This is a genomic window from Bradyrhizobium sp. LA2.1, assembly GCF_040547725.1.
Classification (GTDB): Bacteria; Pseudomonadota; Alphaproteobacteria; order Rhizobiales; family Xanthobacteraceae; genus Bradyrhizobium; species Bradyrhizobium barranii.
On the sequence record NZ_JBEPQI010000006.1, the window covers coordinates 282,282 to 298,845 of the forward strand.

Annotated in this window: 15 protein-coding genes and 1 tRNA gene; 13 read left to right on the plus strand and 3 right to left on the minus strand. The window is 64.9% G+C overall.

Features of this window, described 5'->3' with window-relative positions; all coding sequences use genetic code 11:
* Positions 1-11: 11 nt before the first annotated feature.
* Together ABIB95_RS13970 and ABIB95_RS13975 are read right to left on the minus strand one after the other, a co-directional pair.
* A complete protein-coding gene (locus ABIB95_RS13970) occupies positions 12-851 on the minus strand; it encodes a helix-turn-helix transcriptional regulator (RefSeq protein ID WP_208084059.1) in 840 nt (279 codons plus the stop codon).
* 95 nt (positions 852-946) lie between these two features.
* Positions 947-1,522: a methylated-DNA--[protein]-cysteine S-methyltransferase gene (locus ABIB95_RS13975; RefSeq protein ID WP_354240055.1), complete on the minus strand. Its 576-nt coding sequence runs from the start codon at positions 1,520-1,522 to the stop codon at positions 947-949.
* Positions 1,523-1,695: 173 nt separating this feature from the next.
* Here ABIB95_RS13975 and ABIB95_RS13980 point away from each other — a divergent pair.
* The 13 genes from ABIB95_RS13980 (at position 1,696) to ABIB95_RS14040 (ending at position 15,898) form a co-directional block, all read left to right on the plus strand.
* Positions 1,696-1,769: transfer RNA gene (locus ABIB95_RS13980), tRNA-Gly, on the plus strand.
* Between the two features lie 511 nt (positions 1,770-2,280).
* Positions 2,281-5,334, plus strand: coding sequence for a DPP IV N-terminal domain-containing protein (locus ABIB95_RS13985; protein WP_354240057.1), 3,054 nt, complete (start codon positions 2,281-2,283; stop codon positions 5,332-5,334).
* A 191-nt stretch (positions 5,335-5,525) separates the two neighbouring features.
* Complete coding sequence (locus ABIB95_RS13990) at positions 5,526-6,107, plus strand: helix-turn-helix domain-containing protein (RefSeq protein ID WP_071917075.1); 582 nt, start codon at positions 5,526-5,528, stop codon at positions 6,105-6,107.
* Positions 6,107-6,619, plus strand: coding sequence for a GNAT family N-acetyltransferase (locus tag ABIB95_RS13995; protein ID WP_354240059.1), 513 nt, complete (start codon positions 6,107-6,109; stop codon positions 6,617-6,619). The genes ABIB95_RS13990 and ABIB95_RS13995 overlap by 1 nt, the downstream gene beginning before the upstream one ends.
* 2 nt (positions 6,620-6,621) lie before the next feature.
* Entirely contained in the window at positions 6,622-7,086 is a 465-nt protein-coding gene (locus tag ABIB95_RS14000; RefSeq protein ID WP_354114469.1) for a GNAT family N-acetyltransferase, read from the plus strand.
* Positions 7,087-7,174: 88 nt separating this feature from the next.
* Positions 7,175-8,218, plus strand: a complete 1,044-nt coding sequence (locus ABIB95_RS14005; RefSeq protein WP_354240061.1) for a LacI family DNA-binding transcriptional regulator — start codon at positions 7,175-7,177, stop codon at positions 8,216-8,218.
* 82 nt (positions 8,219-8,300) lie between these two features.
* Positions 8,301-9,758: a xylulokinase gene (gene xylB / locus ABIB95_RS14010; protein WP_354114456.1), complete on the plus strand. Its 1,458-nt coding sequence runs from the start codon at positions 8,301-8,303 to the stop codon at positions 9,756-9,758.
* Positions 9,755-11,077, plus strand: a complete 1,323-nt coding sequence (gene xylA / locus ABIB95_RS14015) for a xylose isomerase (RefSeq protein WP_354114455.1) — start codon at positions 9,755-9,757, stop codon at positions 11,075-11,077. The genes xylB and xylA overlap by 4 nt, the downstream gene beginning before the upstream one ends.
* A 12-nt stretch (positions 11,078-11,089) precedes the next feature.
* Positions 11,090-11,848, plus strand: a complete 759-nt coding sequence (locus ABIB95_RS14020; protein WP_014491326.1) for an ATP-binding cassette domain-containing protein — start codon at positions 11,090-11,092, stop codon at positions 11,846-11,848.
* Positions 11,848-12,930, plus strand: a complete 1,083-nt coding sequence (locus ABIB95_RS14025) for an ABC transporter permease (RefSeq protein WP_085399632.1) — start codon at positions 11,848-11,850, stop codon at positions 12,928-12,930. Before ABIB95_RS14020 ends, ABIB95_RS14025 begins: the two co-directional genes overlap by 1 nt.
* A gap of 94 nt (positions 12,931-13,024) precedes the next feature.
* The gene (locus ABIB95_RS14030) at positions 13,025-13,957 is read left to right on the plus strand and encodes a sugar-binding protein (RefSeq protein WP_063985925.1); all 933 of its coding nucleotides are present in this window, start codon (positions 13,025-13,027) and stop codon (positions 13,955-13,957) included.
* 107 nt (positions 13,958-14,064) lie between these two features.
* Positions 14,065-15,042, plus strand: coding sequence for an aldo/keto reductase (locus tag ABIB95_RS14035; protein WP_354240064.1), 978 nt, complete (start codon positions 14,065-14,067; stop codon positions 15,040-15,042).
* 4 nt (positions 15,043-15,046) lie between these two features.
* Positions 15,047-15,898: an amidohydrolase family protein gene (locus ABIB95_RS14040; protein ID WP_354240066.1), complete on the plus strand. Its 852-nt coding sequence runs from the start codon at positions 15,047-15,049 to the stop codon at positions 15,896-15,898.
* A gap of 183 nt (positions 15,899-16,081) precedes the next feature.
* On the opposite strand, the gene ABIB95_RS14045 is transcribed toward ABIB95_RS14040, so the two are convergent.
* On the minus strand, positions 16,082-16,447 hold the full coding sequence (locus ABIB95_RS14045; RefSeq protein ID WP_028147997.1) for a nuclear transport factor 2 family protein: 366 nt from the start codon (positions 16,445-16,447) through the stop codon (positions 16,082-16,084).
* Positions 16,448-16,564 lie beyond the last annotated feature (117 nt).

Here is a 16,564-nt window from a genome sequence, read left to right on the forward strand (position 1 = left end):
GACGACCCTATTCAGTTGAGGGTCGCGCGCTCTTGGAGAATCTTGCGCTCGCCCTTCGACGCCTGCCGGAACTTCGTCGGCGACACGCCGGCAGCGCGATGGAAGGTGCGGACGAAATTGGAGAGATCGCCGAAGCCGACGTCGTAGGCGACATCGGTGACCGCGATGTCATCATCCGTCAGCAGCCGCGCCGCATGGCGCAGCCGCGAGCGCACCAGATATTGATGCGGGGTGACGCCGAGCACGGCCGAGAACAGCCGCAGGAAATGGAACGGGCTGAGGCCCGCCTGCCGCGCGGCCTGTTCGAGGTCGACCTCGGCATGCGAGTTGGCGTCGATCCACAGCGCGGCTTCGACGGCGCGGCGGCGGTCGCGTGCGGTGGGCGTGGCCGGCTTGCGCGCCTTGCCCGAGACGACATCGATGAAGCGGCCGGCCAGAATTTGACCGACCTCGTCGAGACCGAGGTCGCTGTTGCCATCTGCCGCCGTCTGAGCGAGCTCGCCCAGCACCATCAGCTCGGGCAGCGGCGGTGTCGCGCCGACCTGCCAGATATCGCGTCGTCCCCCGAGGGCATCGACCAGGTCTTCGCTGAAGAAGAAGCCCAGGCAGACGTCGCCGCTGACATGCTCATGCGTGCAGGTGTATTCCTCGCGGGGAGCGCCGACCAGCATCGAGCCCGCCACCAGCTCGAAGAAGCCGGCGCGGCACTGGCAGCCGAAGCTGCCCGAGCGAACATAGGCAATGGAATGGCCGGTGCGGCACTCCGCGAACGGCTTGTCGTCCGGTCCCGCATCGCAGCGAAACTCGGACACCGTGATCGATTGCGTGGTCAGCAGCGTGGTCGCATCCATGCCACCTATCTAGGCATGATCCGGACAAGTGTGTAGCGGTGGTCCGACAAGATCATGCCCAAAAAACAAAGCTAAGGTGCGATTGCGATCGCGCCTTAGCTGGGCCTCGGTGGGGCAACGGGCAGCAGCACCTCGAACAGCGTCTTGCTCGCGACCGGATGGGCGCCCTCGAGCGCCAGCAGCCGCCGCTTGGAGATCACCCCGCCGTAAGGCGAGAGCCGGTCGGCGTAGTTGCCGGCCTCCAGCACCCGGTGGCAGGGCACGATCAGCATGTAGGGATTCTTGGCGATCGCCTGCGCCACCGAATGCGCGGCGCCGGAGGCGCCCAGCGCCTTGGCGATCTCGTGATAGGTGCGGGTCTCCCCGCGCGGAATGGCGCAGGCGGCTTCATAAACGCGCCGGTGGAAGCCGGGGACGCCGCCGGCGTCCAGGCTGACGTCGGAAAAATCAGGGTCGCCGCCCTGCACCAGGCCCACGATGCCCTCGATCGCAAGCTCGGCATTCAGCGGAGGCTGCTGCTCGCGCGCCTCGGGATGGACCGCGAAAATCCGGCGGCGGGTGTCGATCTCCCGCGCCTCCGGCAATTGCACGGCGACCACACCGGTGCTGCTCCAGACGATGCCGCAGCGCCCTATGGCCGTGTTGAATATCGTGTAGCCACGCCCCAGCATGCACACGCCCCACTCAGTGCACGTCTCTCCCCAGACGCGCGATCATAACACCGCCACAATCCGGCGCACCTGGAATCTTACCGAAACGTTAAGAAGCGTCCGGCCGGGTGCGCCAAACCGCTTGGCGGGAGGCGCCGTCTCGGCTAATCAGAGCGGGCGCTGCATGCGCATTCGCGGGCGTAGTTCAATGGTAGAACGGCAGCTTCCCAAGCTGCATACGAGGGTTCGATTCCCTTCGCCCGCTCCATTCAAAAATTGATGGCCGCTGATTTGGCGTGTTGGATGTTTCTCCGCCCCCTGGCCACGTTCATCTTGGCGTATCCGGAAGCATGAAGGGGCCGAAGATCCGCCAAATGGCGTCGGTCTCCCCAGCGTCGATTCTAGTGGCCAATTTTTAGCGATGGCAATTCTTGGCGATGTAACGGATCACCGCTCGCGCTGCATTTCAGAATGGAGCGGCTTATTCATCCCGACGACACGAGATCACCCTGAGGGATGCTATGCGCTCTCGCAGTTCGGCGCGGCTGCGTATCGTGAAAGACTGCTGGCGCAGTTTTGATTGCCTGTCGTGCAGCGGCGCAGCCAACGACGCTCAATCTGATCCTTCATCTGATCCTTCGCGGCTGCATCAAGCGTTCGTCATCTAGGGGCACTAAACTTGCCTTGGACAGCAGGGACTCATTGGTGCCGCGTTTCTGTTTCTGATTGTCGTGCAAAACATTCGGACCCGGCCTGTTGCCGGGCAAACGGAGGCATTGATGACGAATTCAGCACCTGTTTTCACCGCTGGCGGTGGCAGCGACGATGCGTTCACGCGCGTGTCGACCAGCGCAACCGGGGCGCAGGCGGATGGCGCGAGTGTCCAGGCAGCGTTCTCGCCCGACGGCACGAAAGTGGCGTTCGCATCCTATGCCGACAATCTGGTGCCCGGCGATACCAACGGTGCACCCGACGTCTTCGTGAAGGACCTTTCGACCGGGGCGATCACGCTCGTGTCGACCGATGCCAGCGGGGTTCAGCTGGGTGGCTACCAGCCGATTTTTTCGCCCGATGGCACCAAGTTGGCGTTCGCAACGGGCGCCGACATCTTCGTGAAGGACCTGGCCACCGGTGCCCTCACGCGCGTATCGACGAGTGCCAGTGGGGAACAGGCGGACGGCTTATCGACCACCAACCCGATATTCTCGCCTGATGGCACCAAGGTTGCGTTCTATTCCGATGCCGACAATCTCGTGCCTGATGATACCGACCACGTGCGCGACATCTTCGTGAAGGACCTGACCACTGGCGCTATAACGCTCGTGGCGCCCAGTCCATACAACGGAGGACCCGGCGGCGGCGGGCTTGAGAATGGCTTTACCTTCCCCCCCTCGTTCTCACCCGATGGCACCAAAATCGTGTTCGGGTCGGCCACAGTGCGCGGCGACACCACCGAGATCTACATCAAGGACCTTTCCACCGGGGCCACCACACTGGTGTCGGAGAGCGCCAGCGGCGCTCGTGGGGATCGCGGCAGCTTCGACCCGGTGTTCTCGCCAGATGGCACCAAGGTGGCGTTCTATACCTTTGCCGACAATCTTGTGCCGGGTAGTTCTAACAACCTAATCGGCAACATCGTCATTAAGGATCTGACCACAGGCGCGGTCACGCTGGTATCGACCGATGCCGACGGAGTCCCGCAGAACAACGGCGAAGCCCAGAAACCCGTGTTCTCGCCTGATGGCACCAAGATTGCGTTCTATTCCAGTGCCACCAATCTCGTGCCGGGTGTCAATGCCGATCAGGTCGTCTATGTGAAGGACCTGGCCACGGGTGCCATCACGGCCGTCTCGACCAATGGGGGCAGGCCGTGGGAATTCGGAGGCGGCAGCCGGCTTCCCGTGTTCTCGCCTGATGGCACCAAGGTGGCATTCGAGTCTTTATCCAGCATTCTGGTGCCGGGCGATACCAACCATACCTACGACATCTTTGTAAGAGATCTTACTACGCCTTCCTTCACCGCAGCGAAGCTGACGGACAATGGTGCTGCCCATTTTTCGACATCGCAGGCGGGTTTCTTTGCCGGTGCCCACACGGTCGCGGTGGCACCGCAAGACGGCAATCTCGGCACACTCACGGCCACCATCGACGTTGCCGATGGCAAGGTGACGTGGAGCTATGATGTCTCTCATGCCAACATCGCTCCGCTCGCGGCCGGACAGACCCATACCGACATCTTCATCTTGGTCCTCGACGGCTTCTACGGGACACAGGGCATCACCGTGACGCTGACGGGAATCGATGATGCGCCCGTGATCAGCTCGGGCACGACGGCAAGCTTCGCGGAGAATGGCACTGGCGTCGCCTACCACATCGCGGCGACCGATGTGGACAGTCCCGCGCTGACCTATTCGCTGTCCGGCACTGACGCGGCTCTGTTCGACGTGTCGGCGACGGGCGATGTGACGTTCAAGTCCGCGCCCGACTTCGAGGCCCCGAAGGACGCGAATCACGACAACGTCTATGACGTCACCGTCGCGGTCAGCGACTTGACAACAATCACGACAAAGAACGTCGCGATCACGGTCACTGACGTGAATGACACCAGCGGCGGCGGTGGCGTTCTGACTGTCACCGGCTCGACCGGCTTCACGTCGATTGATCGGGCAACGATCAATATCAGCGTGACCGGCAATTTGCACGAGACCGGCCGCGCCGGTGTGATCAGCAACAGCACGATCAACAATCTCGGTTCACTGAGCGAAACCCAGGCGATGCTCGCCTTCGTGAACGATACGATCGCCGGCGGTTCCCTCGGTGCGATCGTCGCCAATGGCGGCACCATCACCTTCGACAACGTGCATCTGGACGGGACGTTGCTGGATGCGACATCAGGCGGACTCATCGAATCCGTTGCAGGCAGCGCCAACAGCTTCAACAACGTGACGCTCAAGGCCGGCGCCGTGTTTGACGACAGTGCCGGAAGCGTTCTGAATGTCAGCGGCACGCTGAACAACGGCGGCAAGATCGAGCTCTTCAATTTCGCGAAAGTCATCCTGACCGGCGACGCCACGGTCATCGGCAATGGCGAGATCAAGCTCGATCCGGGCTCCTCGATCCTGAACAGCGGTGGGCATCACACGCTCGACCTTGAAGGCGGCACGATCGACGGCGCCGGCACCATCGGAAACGGAGATCACAGCCTCACTTTGGATATCGGCTTCTCCGGCACGCTCGAGGCGAACGGGTCCCAGCCGCTTGCGGTGAACACCGGCAATTCCGTCACCAGCAGCGGCCTGATCGAAGCCGTGCATGCCTCGCTCAATTTCGACGACGCCGTTCTCAACACCTTTGGAACGATCACCGCCGATCAGGGCGGCACGATCGACTTCACGAGTGGCCTGACCAATGGCGGCATCGTCAATGTGCACGCCGGCAGTGAGGTGGATGTCTCGGGCAACCTCGTCAACAACGCCACTGTCCTGGATAATGGCGTGCTCAAGGTCGACAATTTGAGCGGGACCGGAACGGTCAACGTCAACAACGGGACATTGGTGGTCACCGGTAATTTGAGCAGCAATGTCGTTCTGACGGGTACGGACACGTTTGTTTTCGGGCCCGACGCCCGGCAAACATCCGGTGTCATCTCAAACTATACGCCAGGCACGACGCTGGTGCTGGATGGCTTCGACGCCAAGGTGAACGCGGCCTTCGACACTCAGACCAATATTTTGACGCTGACCGATGCGGATCATCATGCGATGACGCTTCACCTCGCGCCCGGATCCCTGATCCCGCAGGCCCACGGCGCGGCGCCGGATTTTCTGGTCTAGCGAATTTCCCCAAGGACACTTTGCCGAGCCCGCCATGTCCAGGCGGGCTGTGGCAATTCGCCAGGGAATTTGCCGCGCAAAAATTCTAATATATTAGCTCTTCGCATCCGGCATGCGCGCCCCGCCCGGCTTAAGCTTCTCCCGCCCTGATGGGTGCGGTCCTCCTGTCGGGCAATATTCGGATGAAAGCCATGGACCAGCAGAAACTCGACCGTGCGATCGGTCGTCGCTTGAAGACGTTGAGGACGCAGGCGGGCATCACGTTGAACGAACTCGCGACGCGCTCCGGTGTCAGCCGGGCCATGATCGGGAGGGTGGAGCGGGCGCAAAGCAGTGCCACCGCTGCGCTGCTCAACAAGCTCTGCGCGGCGCTCGATGTCACCCTCAGTGACGTCGTCGCGCTCGCCGAGAAACCGCCGGAGCGGTTGATGCGGCTTGCCGACCAGCCGCTTTGGCGCGATCCCGACAGCGGCTACCGTCGGCGGCACGCCTCGCCGCCGGATGCGGCAAGTGGCATCGAGATCATCGTCGTCGACCTGCCGGCCGGTGCGCGCGTCTCCTACAGCCCCTGGGGCCGCAACGCGTTCACCCAGCAGCTGCTGATGCTGGAGGGGGCGGTCTGCGTGCATATCGACGCCAAGACCGTGCGGCTGCGCGACGGCGATTGTCTCGACTTCGACGTGATGCGGGCGGTGACCTTCGAGAACGAAACCAAACAGGATGCGCGCTACGTCATCATCACGCGGCGCGGCACATCGTACGGGAAAATGTGATGTCGCTGATCGTGCGGGACGCCACGCTGGAGGATTCCGAAGATATTCTGGCCATCTACAATTACGCCGCGATCAACACCACGGCGGTGTGGACCGACGGACCGGCCGATCTGGCTTCGCGGCGCGAGTGGATGCGCGCACGGCAAGCGGCCGGCTATCCCGTGCTGGTCGCGATGAAGGGCAGGGACGTCGTCGGCTTCGCATCGTTCGGCGATTTCCGTCCCTGGCCCGGCTATCGCCACACTGTGGAGAATTCGGTCTATGTCGGCGAGCAACATCATCGGCTCGGCGTCGGCCGCAGCCTGATGGCCGCGCTGATCGAGCGCGCTATCGCGCTCAACAAGCACACGATGGTCGCCGCGATCGAGGCTTCGAATTCCGCCTCGACCGGGCTGCACGCGTCGTTCGGCTTTGCCGAGGTTGGCCGTATGCCTGAGGTCGGCTGCAAGTTCGGCCACTGGCTCGATATGGTCCTCATGCAGAAGCGGCTTTCAAGTGAGGTGAGGCCGTGACGATGCAGATCCGCACCGGCGATACCTTCGATCCGCGCGTCATTGCGCTGCTCGACCATCACGTCACGGCTGCGCGGGCGCAGACCGCGCCGGGCAGCGCCCATGCGCTCGATCTCGCTGGGCTGCGCGCGAGCGACGTCGCGTTCTGGACCGGCTGGGACGGCGAGACGCTGGTCGCCACCGGCGCGCTGAAGATGCTCTCGGCCGACCATGGCGAGGTGAAGTCGATGCACACGGTGCAAACCACGCGGAGGCGCGGCTTCGGCGGCCGGATGCTCCGCCACATCATCGCTGAGGCCTGCGCGCGTGGCTTGAAGCGGCTCAGCCTCGAGACCGGCTCCTGGGACTATTTCAAGCCCGCGCATGCGCTCTATCAGGCGCACGGTTTTGTGCCCTGCGGCCCGTTCGAGGGCTATGTCGAGGATCCCAACAGCCTGTTCCTGACGCTCGACCTGACCGGCGGCTGAGGCCGCGCGGTGTGACCCGGGCCCGAAAACATCGTCGTGCGGCTCAAAATGAGTTGCGTACCTCAAAACACCTCGATAACCTTCAGCCATGGCCGATACTCTCACCGCGACCGCGCTGACGCTGAAGGACATCGCCCGCGAGGCGGGCGTCAGCCTCGCGACGGTCGACCGCGTCCTGCACAACCGCCCGGGTGTGCGGCCCGATACGGTCCGGCGCGTCAAGGCGGCGATCGAGCGCAACGCCTTCCAGCCGCACGTCGCCGCCGCCGAGCTCGCCCGCAGCCGCGCCCGCCGCTTTGCCTTCGTGATGCCGGCGGGGCCGAACCCCTTCATGCAGCAGATCGAGGCCTATCTCGGCGAGATGTCGGCCTGGCTCTCGGCCCGCCGTCTCGGCGTCGCGGTGGTCGCCACTGATGTGTTCGACCCGTCCGTGCTCGCGGCCTCGCTGGAGACGCTGTCCGGCGATTACGACGGCGTCGCCGTGGTGGCGCTGGACCATCCCGGAGTCCGCGCCGCGATCAACGATCTCGTCGACGTCGGGACCAGGGTCGTGACGCTGGTCTCGGACGTCCCGTCCTCGCGTCGCCACCATTATGTAGGCATCGACAACATTGCGGCGGGACGCACCGCCGGCGCGCTGGTCGGTCGGCTGGTCGGCCAACGGTCCGGCAAGGTCGCGATCGTCGCGGGCTCGCAGGGCCTGCGCGACCATTCCGAACGCATCTTCGGCTTCAGCCAAGTGATGGCGTCGGAATTCCCCGATCTCAGCGTTCTGCCGGTGCTGGAAGGGCGCGACGAAGACGGCCGTTCGGAACAGGTTCTGGCGCAGCTGCTCGGCAGGCATGCTGACATTGTCGGCCTTTATAACGTCGGCGCCGGCACGCAAGGCGTCGCCAAAGCGTTGAGCGATGCCGGCCGCGGCAAGCAGGTGGTGTTCGTCGGACACGACGTCACCGCACTGACGCGCCGGCTGCTGTTGCAGGGCGTGATGGATGCCGCGATCTCGCAGAACCCCGGGCATGAAGCGCGCGCCGCCGTGCGCGTGCTGCTCGCGCTTGCGCGCGGCGAGCCGATCTTGCGCGAACAGGAGAAGATCAGGATCGACATCGTGATGCGGGACAATTTGCCCTAGGGGCGGGTGGATTTCAAAACGGTCCGTTGCGGAAAGGGCGACTCTGAGATCGCGCACCGCATCAGGCGAAAGGGAGGACGGCGTGTATCTCGGTATCGACATCGGCACATCCGGTGTGAAAGCGGTGCTCGTGAGCGAAACCGGCGCGATTGTCGCGACGGCCGCGCGCGAGCTTGCGCTGTCGCATCCCGCGCCGCTGTGGTCCGAGCAGGATCCCGACGCCTGGGTCGATGCGGCCGTTGGCGCCGTCGACGATCTCGCCGCCCGCCATCCGCGCGAGGTCGCGCAGGTGCGCGGCATCGGGCTGTCCGGCCAGATGCATGGTGCGACACTGCTGGACGAGGATGGACGGCCGCTGCGTCCCGCGATTCTGTGGAACGACGGCCGCTCGCACGCCGAATGCGTCGCGCTCGAGCGGCGCTGCCCGTCGCTGCACACGATCGCCGGCAATCTGGCGATGCCCGGCTTCACCGCGCCAAAGCTGCTCTGGGTCGCGCGGCACGAGCCGCAAATCTTCGAGCGCGTGGCAAAGGTGCTGCTGCCGAAGGCCTATGTGCGTTATCGCCTCACCGGCGAGATGGTCGAGGACATGTCCGACGCCGCAGGCACGCTGTGGCTCGATGTCGGTCTGCGCCGCTGGTCGGCGCTGCTGCTGCACGCCGTCGGGCTCGATCTCCACCACATGCCGCGCCTCGTCGAGGGCAGCGAGGTCAGTGCAGTGCTCGCGCCGGAATTCGCGCGGCGCTGGGGCATGGCGAATGATGTCGTGATCGCCGGCGGTGCCGGCGACAATGCCGCGAGCGCCATCGGGCTCGGCGCGATCGCGCCGGGCGATGCGTTCCTGTCGCTCGGCACATCAGGCGTGGTGTTCCGCGTCACCGATCGGTTTGCACCGGCGCCGGCTTCGGCCGTGCATGCGTTCTGCCATGCGCTGCCCGGCCTCTGGCATCAGATGGGCGTGATGCTGTCGGCCGCGGCTTCGCTGGCCTGGCTCGCCGGCGTGATGGAGACGCCGGCGGCCGCGCTGCTGGCGCCGCTCGGCGAGCGAGTCGACGGACCGAGCTCCATAAAATTCCTGCCCTATCTCGATGGCGAGCGCACGCCGCACAACGATGCCGCCGCCAGCGGCGCCTTCGTCGGCCTGCGCGGTGCGACCGGGCGCGGCCAGATCGTGCAGGCCGTGCTGGAAGGCGTCGCCTTCGCCGCGCGCGACAACCTCGCGGCGCTGAGCGCGGCCAGCGGGCCGATCGCGGAGGTCGATCTCGTCGGCGGCGGCTCGCGCTCGCCGCTGTGGGCGCAGATCTGCGCCGATGTGCTCGGCATTCCCGTCCACCGCGTCGAGGAAGGCGAGGTCGGGGCGGCGCTCGGCGCCGCGCGGCTCGGCCGGCTCGCCGCCACCGGCGAAGATCCCGCGGAAGTGTGCAAGCGCCCGCGGCGGCTCGCGAGCTTTGCGCCCCGCGCATCCGTCACTGCGGCCTATGACGACGCCTATCGGCGATGGCGCGAACTTTATCCTGCGTTGAAGGAGAGTCTTAAGTGAACGCACCAGCAAAATTCTTCGATGCAAGCGCCCCTGTCGCCTTCGGCGGCAAGGATGCGGGAAACACGCCCGCCTTCCGCTGGTACGACAAGGACCGGCTCGTGCATGGCCGCAGGCTCGAGGATCATCTGCGCTTTGCGGTCTGCTACTGGCATTCGTTCTGCTGGCCGGGCGGCGACCCCTTCGGCGGCGAAACCTTTCTGCGCCCCTGGCATCAAGGTGCCGGTGCGATGGCGCAGGCACGCGCCAAGGCCGATGTCGCCTTCGAGCTATTCCGTCTGCTGGATGTGCCCTTCTTCACCTTCCACGACGTCGATGCGGCGCCGGAAGGCAATTCGCTCAGCGAGTCCGTCGCCAATCTCAACGCGATCGCCGATCTGTTCGAAGCGAAGATGGCCTCCGCAAAAGTCCGCTTGCTCTGGGGCACGGCCAATTTGTTCACGCATCGCCGCTACATGGCGGGTGCCGCGACCAATCCGGACCCCGAAATCTTCACCTATGCCGCCGGCCAGGTCCGCGCCGCGCTGGAGGTGACGCACCGGCTCGGCGGCCAGAACTACGTGCTGTGGGGCGGCCGCGAGGGCTACGAGACGCTGCTCAACACCGATCTCAAGCGCGAGCTCGACCAGCTCGGCCGCTTCATCTCGCTGGTCGTCGAGCACAAGCACAAGATCGGCTTCAAGGGCCCGATCCTGATCGAGCCGAAGCCGAAGGAGCCGACCAAGCATCAATATGATTTCGACGTCGCCACCTGCTATGGCTTCCTGGAACGCTACGACCTCCTGAACGACGTCAAGCTCAACATCGAGCAGAACCACGCCATCCTTGCCGGCCACTCCTTTCATCACGAGGTCGCGCTCGCCGAGGCGCTCGGAATCTTCGGCTCGCTCGACGTCAATCGCGGCGACGATCTGCTCGGCTGGGACACCGACCAGTTCGCGATGAACGTGCCGGAGCTGGCTCTGGTGTTCCACGAGATCCTGAATCGCGGCGGCTTCACCTCGGGTGGGCTCAATTTCGACGCCAAGATCAGGCGGCAGTCGATCGACCCCGACGATCTGATCCATGCCCATGTCGGCTCGATGGATGCCTGCGCGCGCGCGTTCCTCGCCGCCGCCGACATGCTCGATGCCGGCGCCCTCACCACACCGCTCGCGCAGCGCTACGAGGGATGGGCGGGGCCCGAGGGCCGGGCCATTCTCGGCGGCCAGCGCTCGCTTGCCGAACTTGCCGACCGTGCGCTCAGCCCCGGCTTCGACCCGCGGCCGCGCTCGGGGCGGCAGGAATATCTGGAATCCCTGGTCAACCGCTACGTCTGAGGAAGGCCGCTGATGACAAAGGCTGAAGCGACACCGGTCCTCGAGCTGACCGGCATCGGCAAGGAGTTCGGCGCAATCCGCGCGCTGCACGGCGTCGACCTGCAGGTCCAGCCCGGCGAGGTCGTCGGCCTGATGGGCGACAACGGCGCGGGCAAGTCCACGCTGGTCAAGATCATCGCCGGCAATTTCCGTCCCAGCCATGGCGAGATCCGCTTTGCCGGCAACGCGGTCCATTTCAACCGGCCCGTCGATGCCCGCGGCGTCGGCATCGAGGTCGTCTACCAGGACCTCGCGCTCGCCGACAATCTGACGGCTGCTGCCAACGTCTTCCTCGGCCGCGAGCTGAAGCGCAGGTTCGGCCCGCTCGCACTGCTCGACCACAAGGCGATGGCGGCGCGTGCGCTGGAGCTGTTCGGCGAATTGCGCTCGGAGACGCGCCCCGACGATCTCGTCAAGCAGATGTCTGGCGGCCAGCGCCAGGCGGTTGCGATCGCGCGGACGCGGCTGTCCAACGCGCGGCTGGTCATGATGGACGAGCCGACCGCCGCGATCTCGGTGCGCCAGGTCGAGCAGGTGCTCGGCCTGATCCACCGGCTGAAGGAGCAGGGCGTCGCCGTCATGCTGATCTCGCACCGTATGCCCGACGTGTTCGCGGTGTGCGATCGCGTGATCGTCATGCGCCGCGGCGAGAAGCGGGCCGACAAGCCGATCCACCAGACGTCGCCCGAGGAAGTCACCGCCCTGATCACTGGCGCGAAGGAGGCGGCGTGATGGCCATGCCCTTGGAATCTCCGATCAGCTTCACCAATGTCGGCCGGATCAGATGGTGGCAGCGCGGCATCTTCGCTTCCCAGACCGGCTATGTGCTGCTCGCGCTGGCGATGCTGCTGGTGGTCATGCATTTCGCCAGCCCCTATTTCTTCACCGAAGGCAACATGCAGAACGTGGCGAAGAATTTCTCCTTCATCGCCATCGCCACCCTCGGCGTCACCTTCGTGATCATCACCGGCGGCATCGATCTGTCGGTCGGCTCGATGATGTGCTTCTCCGCCATGATCACCTCGATGGTCATGACCGAGCTGTCGGCGCCCGGCTCGCCCGCAGGCTCGCTGTTCGTGCATATGGCCGCTGACGGCAAGACCGTGCTGGCCAACGTGCCGGGTCTGATCCTGCTGATCTCGATCCTCGCGGGGCTCGGCGTCGCGCTGATCGCGGGCCTCGTCAACGGCTTCTGTATCGCCGTGCTCGGCCTGTCGCCCTTCGTCACCACGCTCGGCATGCTCTCGATCGTGCGTGGGCTCGGCTACGTCGTCTCCAACGGCCGCGGCAGTTTTCCGGGCGGGCCGGACGCTGATTACTTCTACGCGCTCACCTCGGGCGATGTGCTCGGCGTGCCCGTGCCCTTCATCTATCTCGTGGTCCTCGCGCTGGCGATGGCCGTGGTCCTGCACCACAGTTCGTTCGGCCGCCACGTGTTCGCGCTCGGGGGCAACGAGAAGGCCGCCGAGCTCACGGGTATACCGGTCGTGCGGGTGAAGATCGAGGTCTATGTGATCTGCGCGCTTGCCGCAGGGCTGCAAGGCATCATCATCTCCGGCTGGCTCGGATCGGCGCCCGCCAACATGGCGACGTCCTACGAGCTCAACGTGATCGCAGCGGCCGTCATCGGCGGTGCCAACCTCGCCGGCGGCATCGGCGGTCCGTTGGGGGCCATCGTCGGCTGCGTGCTGCTGGAAGTGATCCGCAACGGCCTCGTGCTGGCACAGGTCAGCTCCTACTGGCAGCAGACGCTGGTTGGCGTGATCATCATCCTGGCGGTGCTGGTCGATCGCATCCGCTCGCGGATGATCTGAACTGACGTCGTTCCGGGAGGGCAACGAAAATGTCGCCTGTCCGCTCCCCGGACGATCTTAAGAGGATGGGCGCCAGAGAAGGGTGGAGGAAACAATGAGGAAACTTCTTCTTGCCGGCATCGCGGTCGCGATGATGGCGACGCCGGCGTTCGCCGCGAACTACCGTTTCGTGATCGTGCCCAAGGCGATGAACAATCCGTTCTTCGACTTCGCGCGCGACGGCTGCCTGAAGCGTGCCAAGGAGCTCGGTAACATCGAGTGCATCTACAAGGGGCCGGTGGAGCATGAGCCGGCGACGCAGGCGCAGATCATCCAGGACTTCGTCACCCAGAAGGTCGACGGCCTCGCCATCTCGGTCGCCGACGTTGCGGCCATGACCAAGTCGATCGAGGCGGCGACCGCGGCCGGCATCCCCGTCATCACCTTCGATGCCGATGCGCCTGGCTCCAAGCGGATCGCCTATATCGGCACCAACAACAAGGAGTTCGGCGTCGCGCTTGGCAAGGAGCTCTTGAAGCTGCGGCCCGATGGCGGCAAATACGCGATGGTCTCGGGCGGTCCGGGCGCCAAGAATCTCGCCGAGCGCGTCGACGGCGTCCGCGAGGCGCTGAAGGGCTCGAAATGGACCGAGGTCGCGGGCTCGCCGACCTTCTGCAACGACGATCCGGCGCTGGCGGTCCAGCAGATGACGGATATGCGCACCGCCACGCCCGACCTCGCCTCGATCGTTCCCATCGGCGGCTGGCCGATGTTCGCCCCCGAAGGCTTCAAGGCCTTCGCCTCCAGGAACAAGAAGGACATCGACTCCGGCAAGTTCACGCTGGTCGTCGCCGATACGCTGAAGATGCAGCTTGAACTGCTGCGCGACGGTTACGCCAATGCGCTGGTCGGCCAGCGTCCGTTCGAGATGGGCGAGAAGGCGATGGATACGCTGCTCGCCATCAAGAAGGGCGAGAAGGTACCCGAGATCGTCTATACCGGCCTCGATCTCGTGACCAAGGACAACGTTGCGCAGATGTTGAAGTAGGAGCGTCGCCAGCCCCGTGCTCCTGCGATCCTCTCCCGCTTGCGGTTTCCGCAAGCGGGAGAGATGATTTGGACGGTTGGAAGGAAGACTTTTGGAAGGCAATGGGAATGAAACGATCGCGGCTCGGCTCCCTCGACGTCACCTCTATCGGTCTCGGTTCGGCCCCGCTCGGCGGATTGTTCACCGCCGTCAGCGATACCGATGCGTTCGCCACGATCGAGCGCGCCTGGTCGGCCGGCATCCGCTTCTACGACACCGCGCCGCTCTACGGCTTTGGCCTCGCCGAACGGCGGATCGGCGCTTTCCTGCTGCAGCAGCCGCGCGACTCCTACGTCATCTCGACCAAGGTCGGTCGTCTGCTGCGCGCGCCTGATGGCGCGGCCGCCGAGGACGCGCACTACAAGGGTACGTCGCGCGAGCGGCCGGTGTTCGACTTCTCCCATGACGGCGTGATGCGTTCGGTGGAGGAGAGCCTGACGCGCCTTGGGCTCGACCGCATCGATGTCCTGCTCGTGCATGATCCCGACGATCACTATGACGACGCCGTGGCCGGCGCCTTCCGCGCGCTCCAGCGCCTGCGCGCCGACGGCACGGTCAAGGCGATCGGTGCCGGCATGAACCAGTCGGAAATGTTGGTTCGTTTTGCCCAGGCCGTTGCGGTCGACTGCTTCCTGCTCGCCGGCCGCTACACGCTGCTCGACCAGGGCGCGCTGGATGCGCTATTTCCGGTCTGCCGCGAGAAGAACATCGGCATCCTGCTCGGCGGCATCTACAACAGCGGCATTCTGGCCAATCCGCATCCCGGCGCGAAGTTCAACTATCAGGACGCCGACGCGGCGCTGATCGCGCGTGCGCTCGAGCTCGACGAGCTCTGCCGCAAGCACGGGACCGAGCTGAAGGCCGCCGCGCTCCAGTTCTGCATGGCCCATCCGGCGGTCACAATTGCCGTGCTAGGCGCGCGCAACGCCGCGGAAGTTTCCGACAACATCGCGATGTCGGAGAAGGCGGTGCCACAAGCCTTCTGGCAGGAGCTGCGTGCGCGCAAACTCGTCGACGCACGCGCGCCGTTGCCGGGCGGAGCGTGAGGGCATGATCATCGACGGCCATCAGCATTTCTGGGATCCGTCGCGCGCCGACTATCCCTGGATGGACGCGCCGGAATTGGCCTCGATCCGCCGCGCCTTCGGCCCCGCCGATCTCGCGCCGCTGTTGAAAGCAAACGGCATCGACGCGAGCATATTGGTGCAGTGCCGCTCCGCGCTGGAGGAGACCGGGGAATTCTTGCGGATCGCGCATGCGACGCCCTCGGTGATTGGCGTCGTCGGCTGGGCTGATCTGACGGACGGTGCGCTTGGCGACGCGCTCGACCGCTTGCGCGCTTCGCCCGGCGGCGACAAGCTGGTCGGCATTCGTCACCAGGTGCATGACGAGGCCGATTCGGACTGGTTGTTGCGCGAGGACGTTCAACGCGGCCTCACTGCAACGTTCGCCCGCGATCTCGCCTACGATTTCCTCGTCCGCACTCGCGAATTGCCCGCCGCGATCGCAACTGCACAGGCCTTTCCGCAAGCGCGTTTCGTGCTCGACCACGCCGCAAAACCGCCGATCGCCGATGGCGGAAGCGCCGAATGGGCCGATCGCATCGCGGCTCTCGCGGCCTGCGGCAATGTCTGGTGCAAGATTTCGGGCCTCGCGACGGAAGCGGTGTGGAGTGACTGGGATGCGGAGCGGCTGTTTCCGTTCGTCGAACATGCCGCAACATGTTTTGGCGAGGATCGCCTGATCTTCGGCTCGGACTGGCCGGTGTGTCTGCTTGCCGGGAGTTATGGCGAGATCAAGGGGGCGCTGGAAGCGTGCCTGGCGAAGCTGGGTCCGAATGTTCGAGAGAAGGCATTTGGTGTGAATGCGAAGCGAGCCTATCGGCTGGCAACTGCAAGCTAAGGGCCGGGCTCTTGCTTACCCTCCCCTGGAGGGGGAGGGTCGATCGCGCGCAGCGCGAGCGGGGTGGGGTGATCTCTCCGCTCGGGCATCGCATCGGTGGAGAGACTGTCACCCCACCCCGTCTCACATTTCGCTGCGCTCAATGTGAGCCGACCCTCCCCCTCCAGGGGAGGGTAAGAGACGTCACGCGCCCGCGGGCACCTGGTCCAGAAATCCCGTGATGCTCCTGATCCGCCCGTCCTTCAGCACGGCGAAATCCGTCCCCTTGATCGGGCTGTCGACACCGTCGGGACCAAGGCCCCACGAAAAGCGGACATGCTCGCCGTAGCCGTTGGGCTCGCCGATCAGCGTGAACTTGAAGTCGGGAAAGCGCTGCTGCACGCCCGCGATCAGCGCGTCGATGCCGTCCCGGCCATCGCCCTTCATCAGGGGGTCGACATAGCTCGCATCCGCCGTCCAGTTCTCGCTGAGCAGTTCGCGACGGCGGCCTGCGGCGCGCTCGTTCCAGAGCTCGATATAGCGGCGGGCGATGGTGACGGGGTCGGTCATGGTGCTCTCCTTCGATGGCGCCGTGTTCGGCTGTCTCGACTATCGAAGGTTCGCACGCGCAGATCGATTACCTCGGAGGTCATGCGTACGCAGAAAAGAAGCGCGATGATGTTCTCA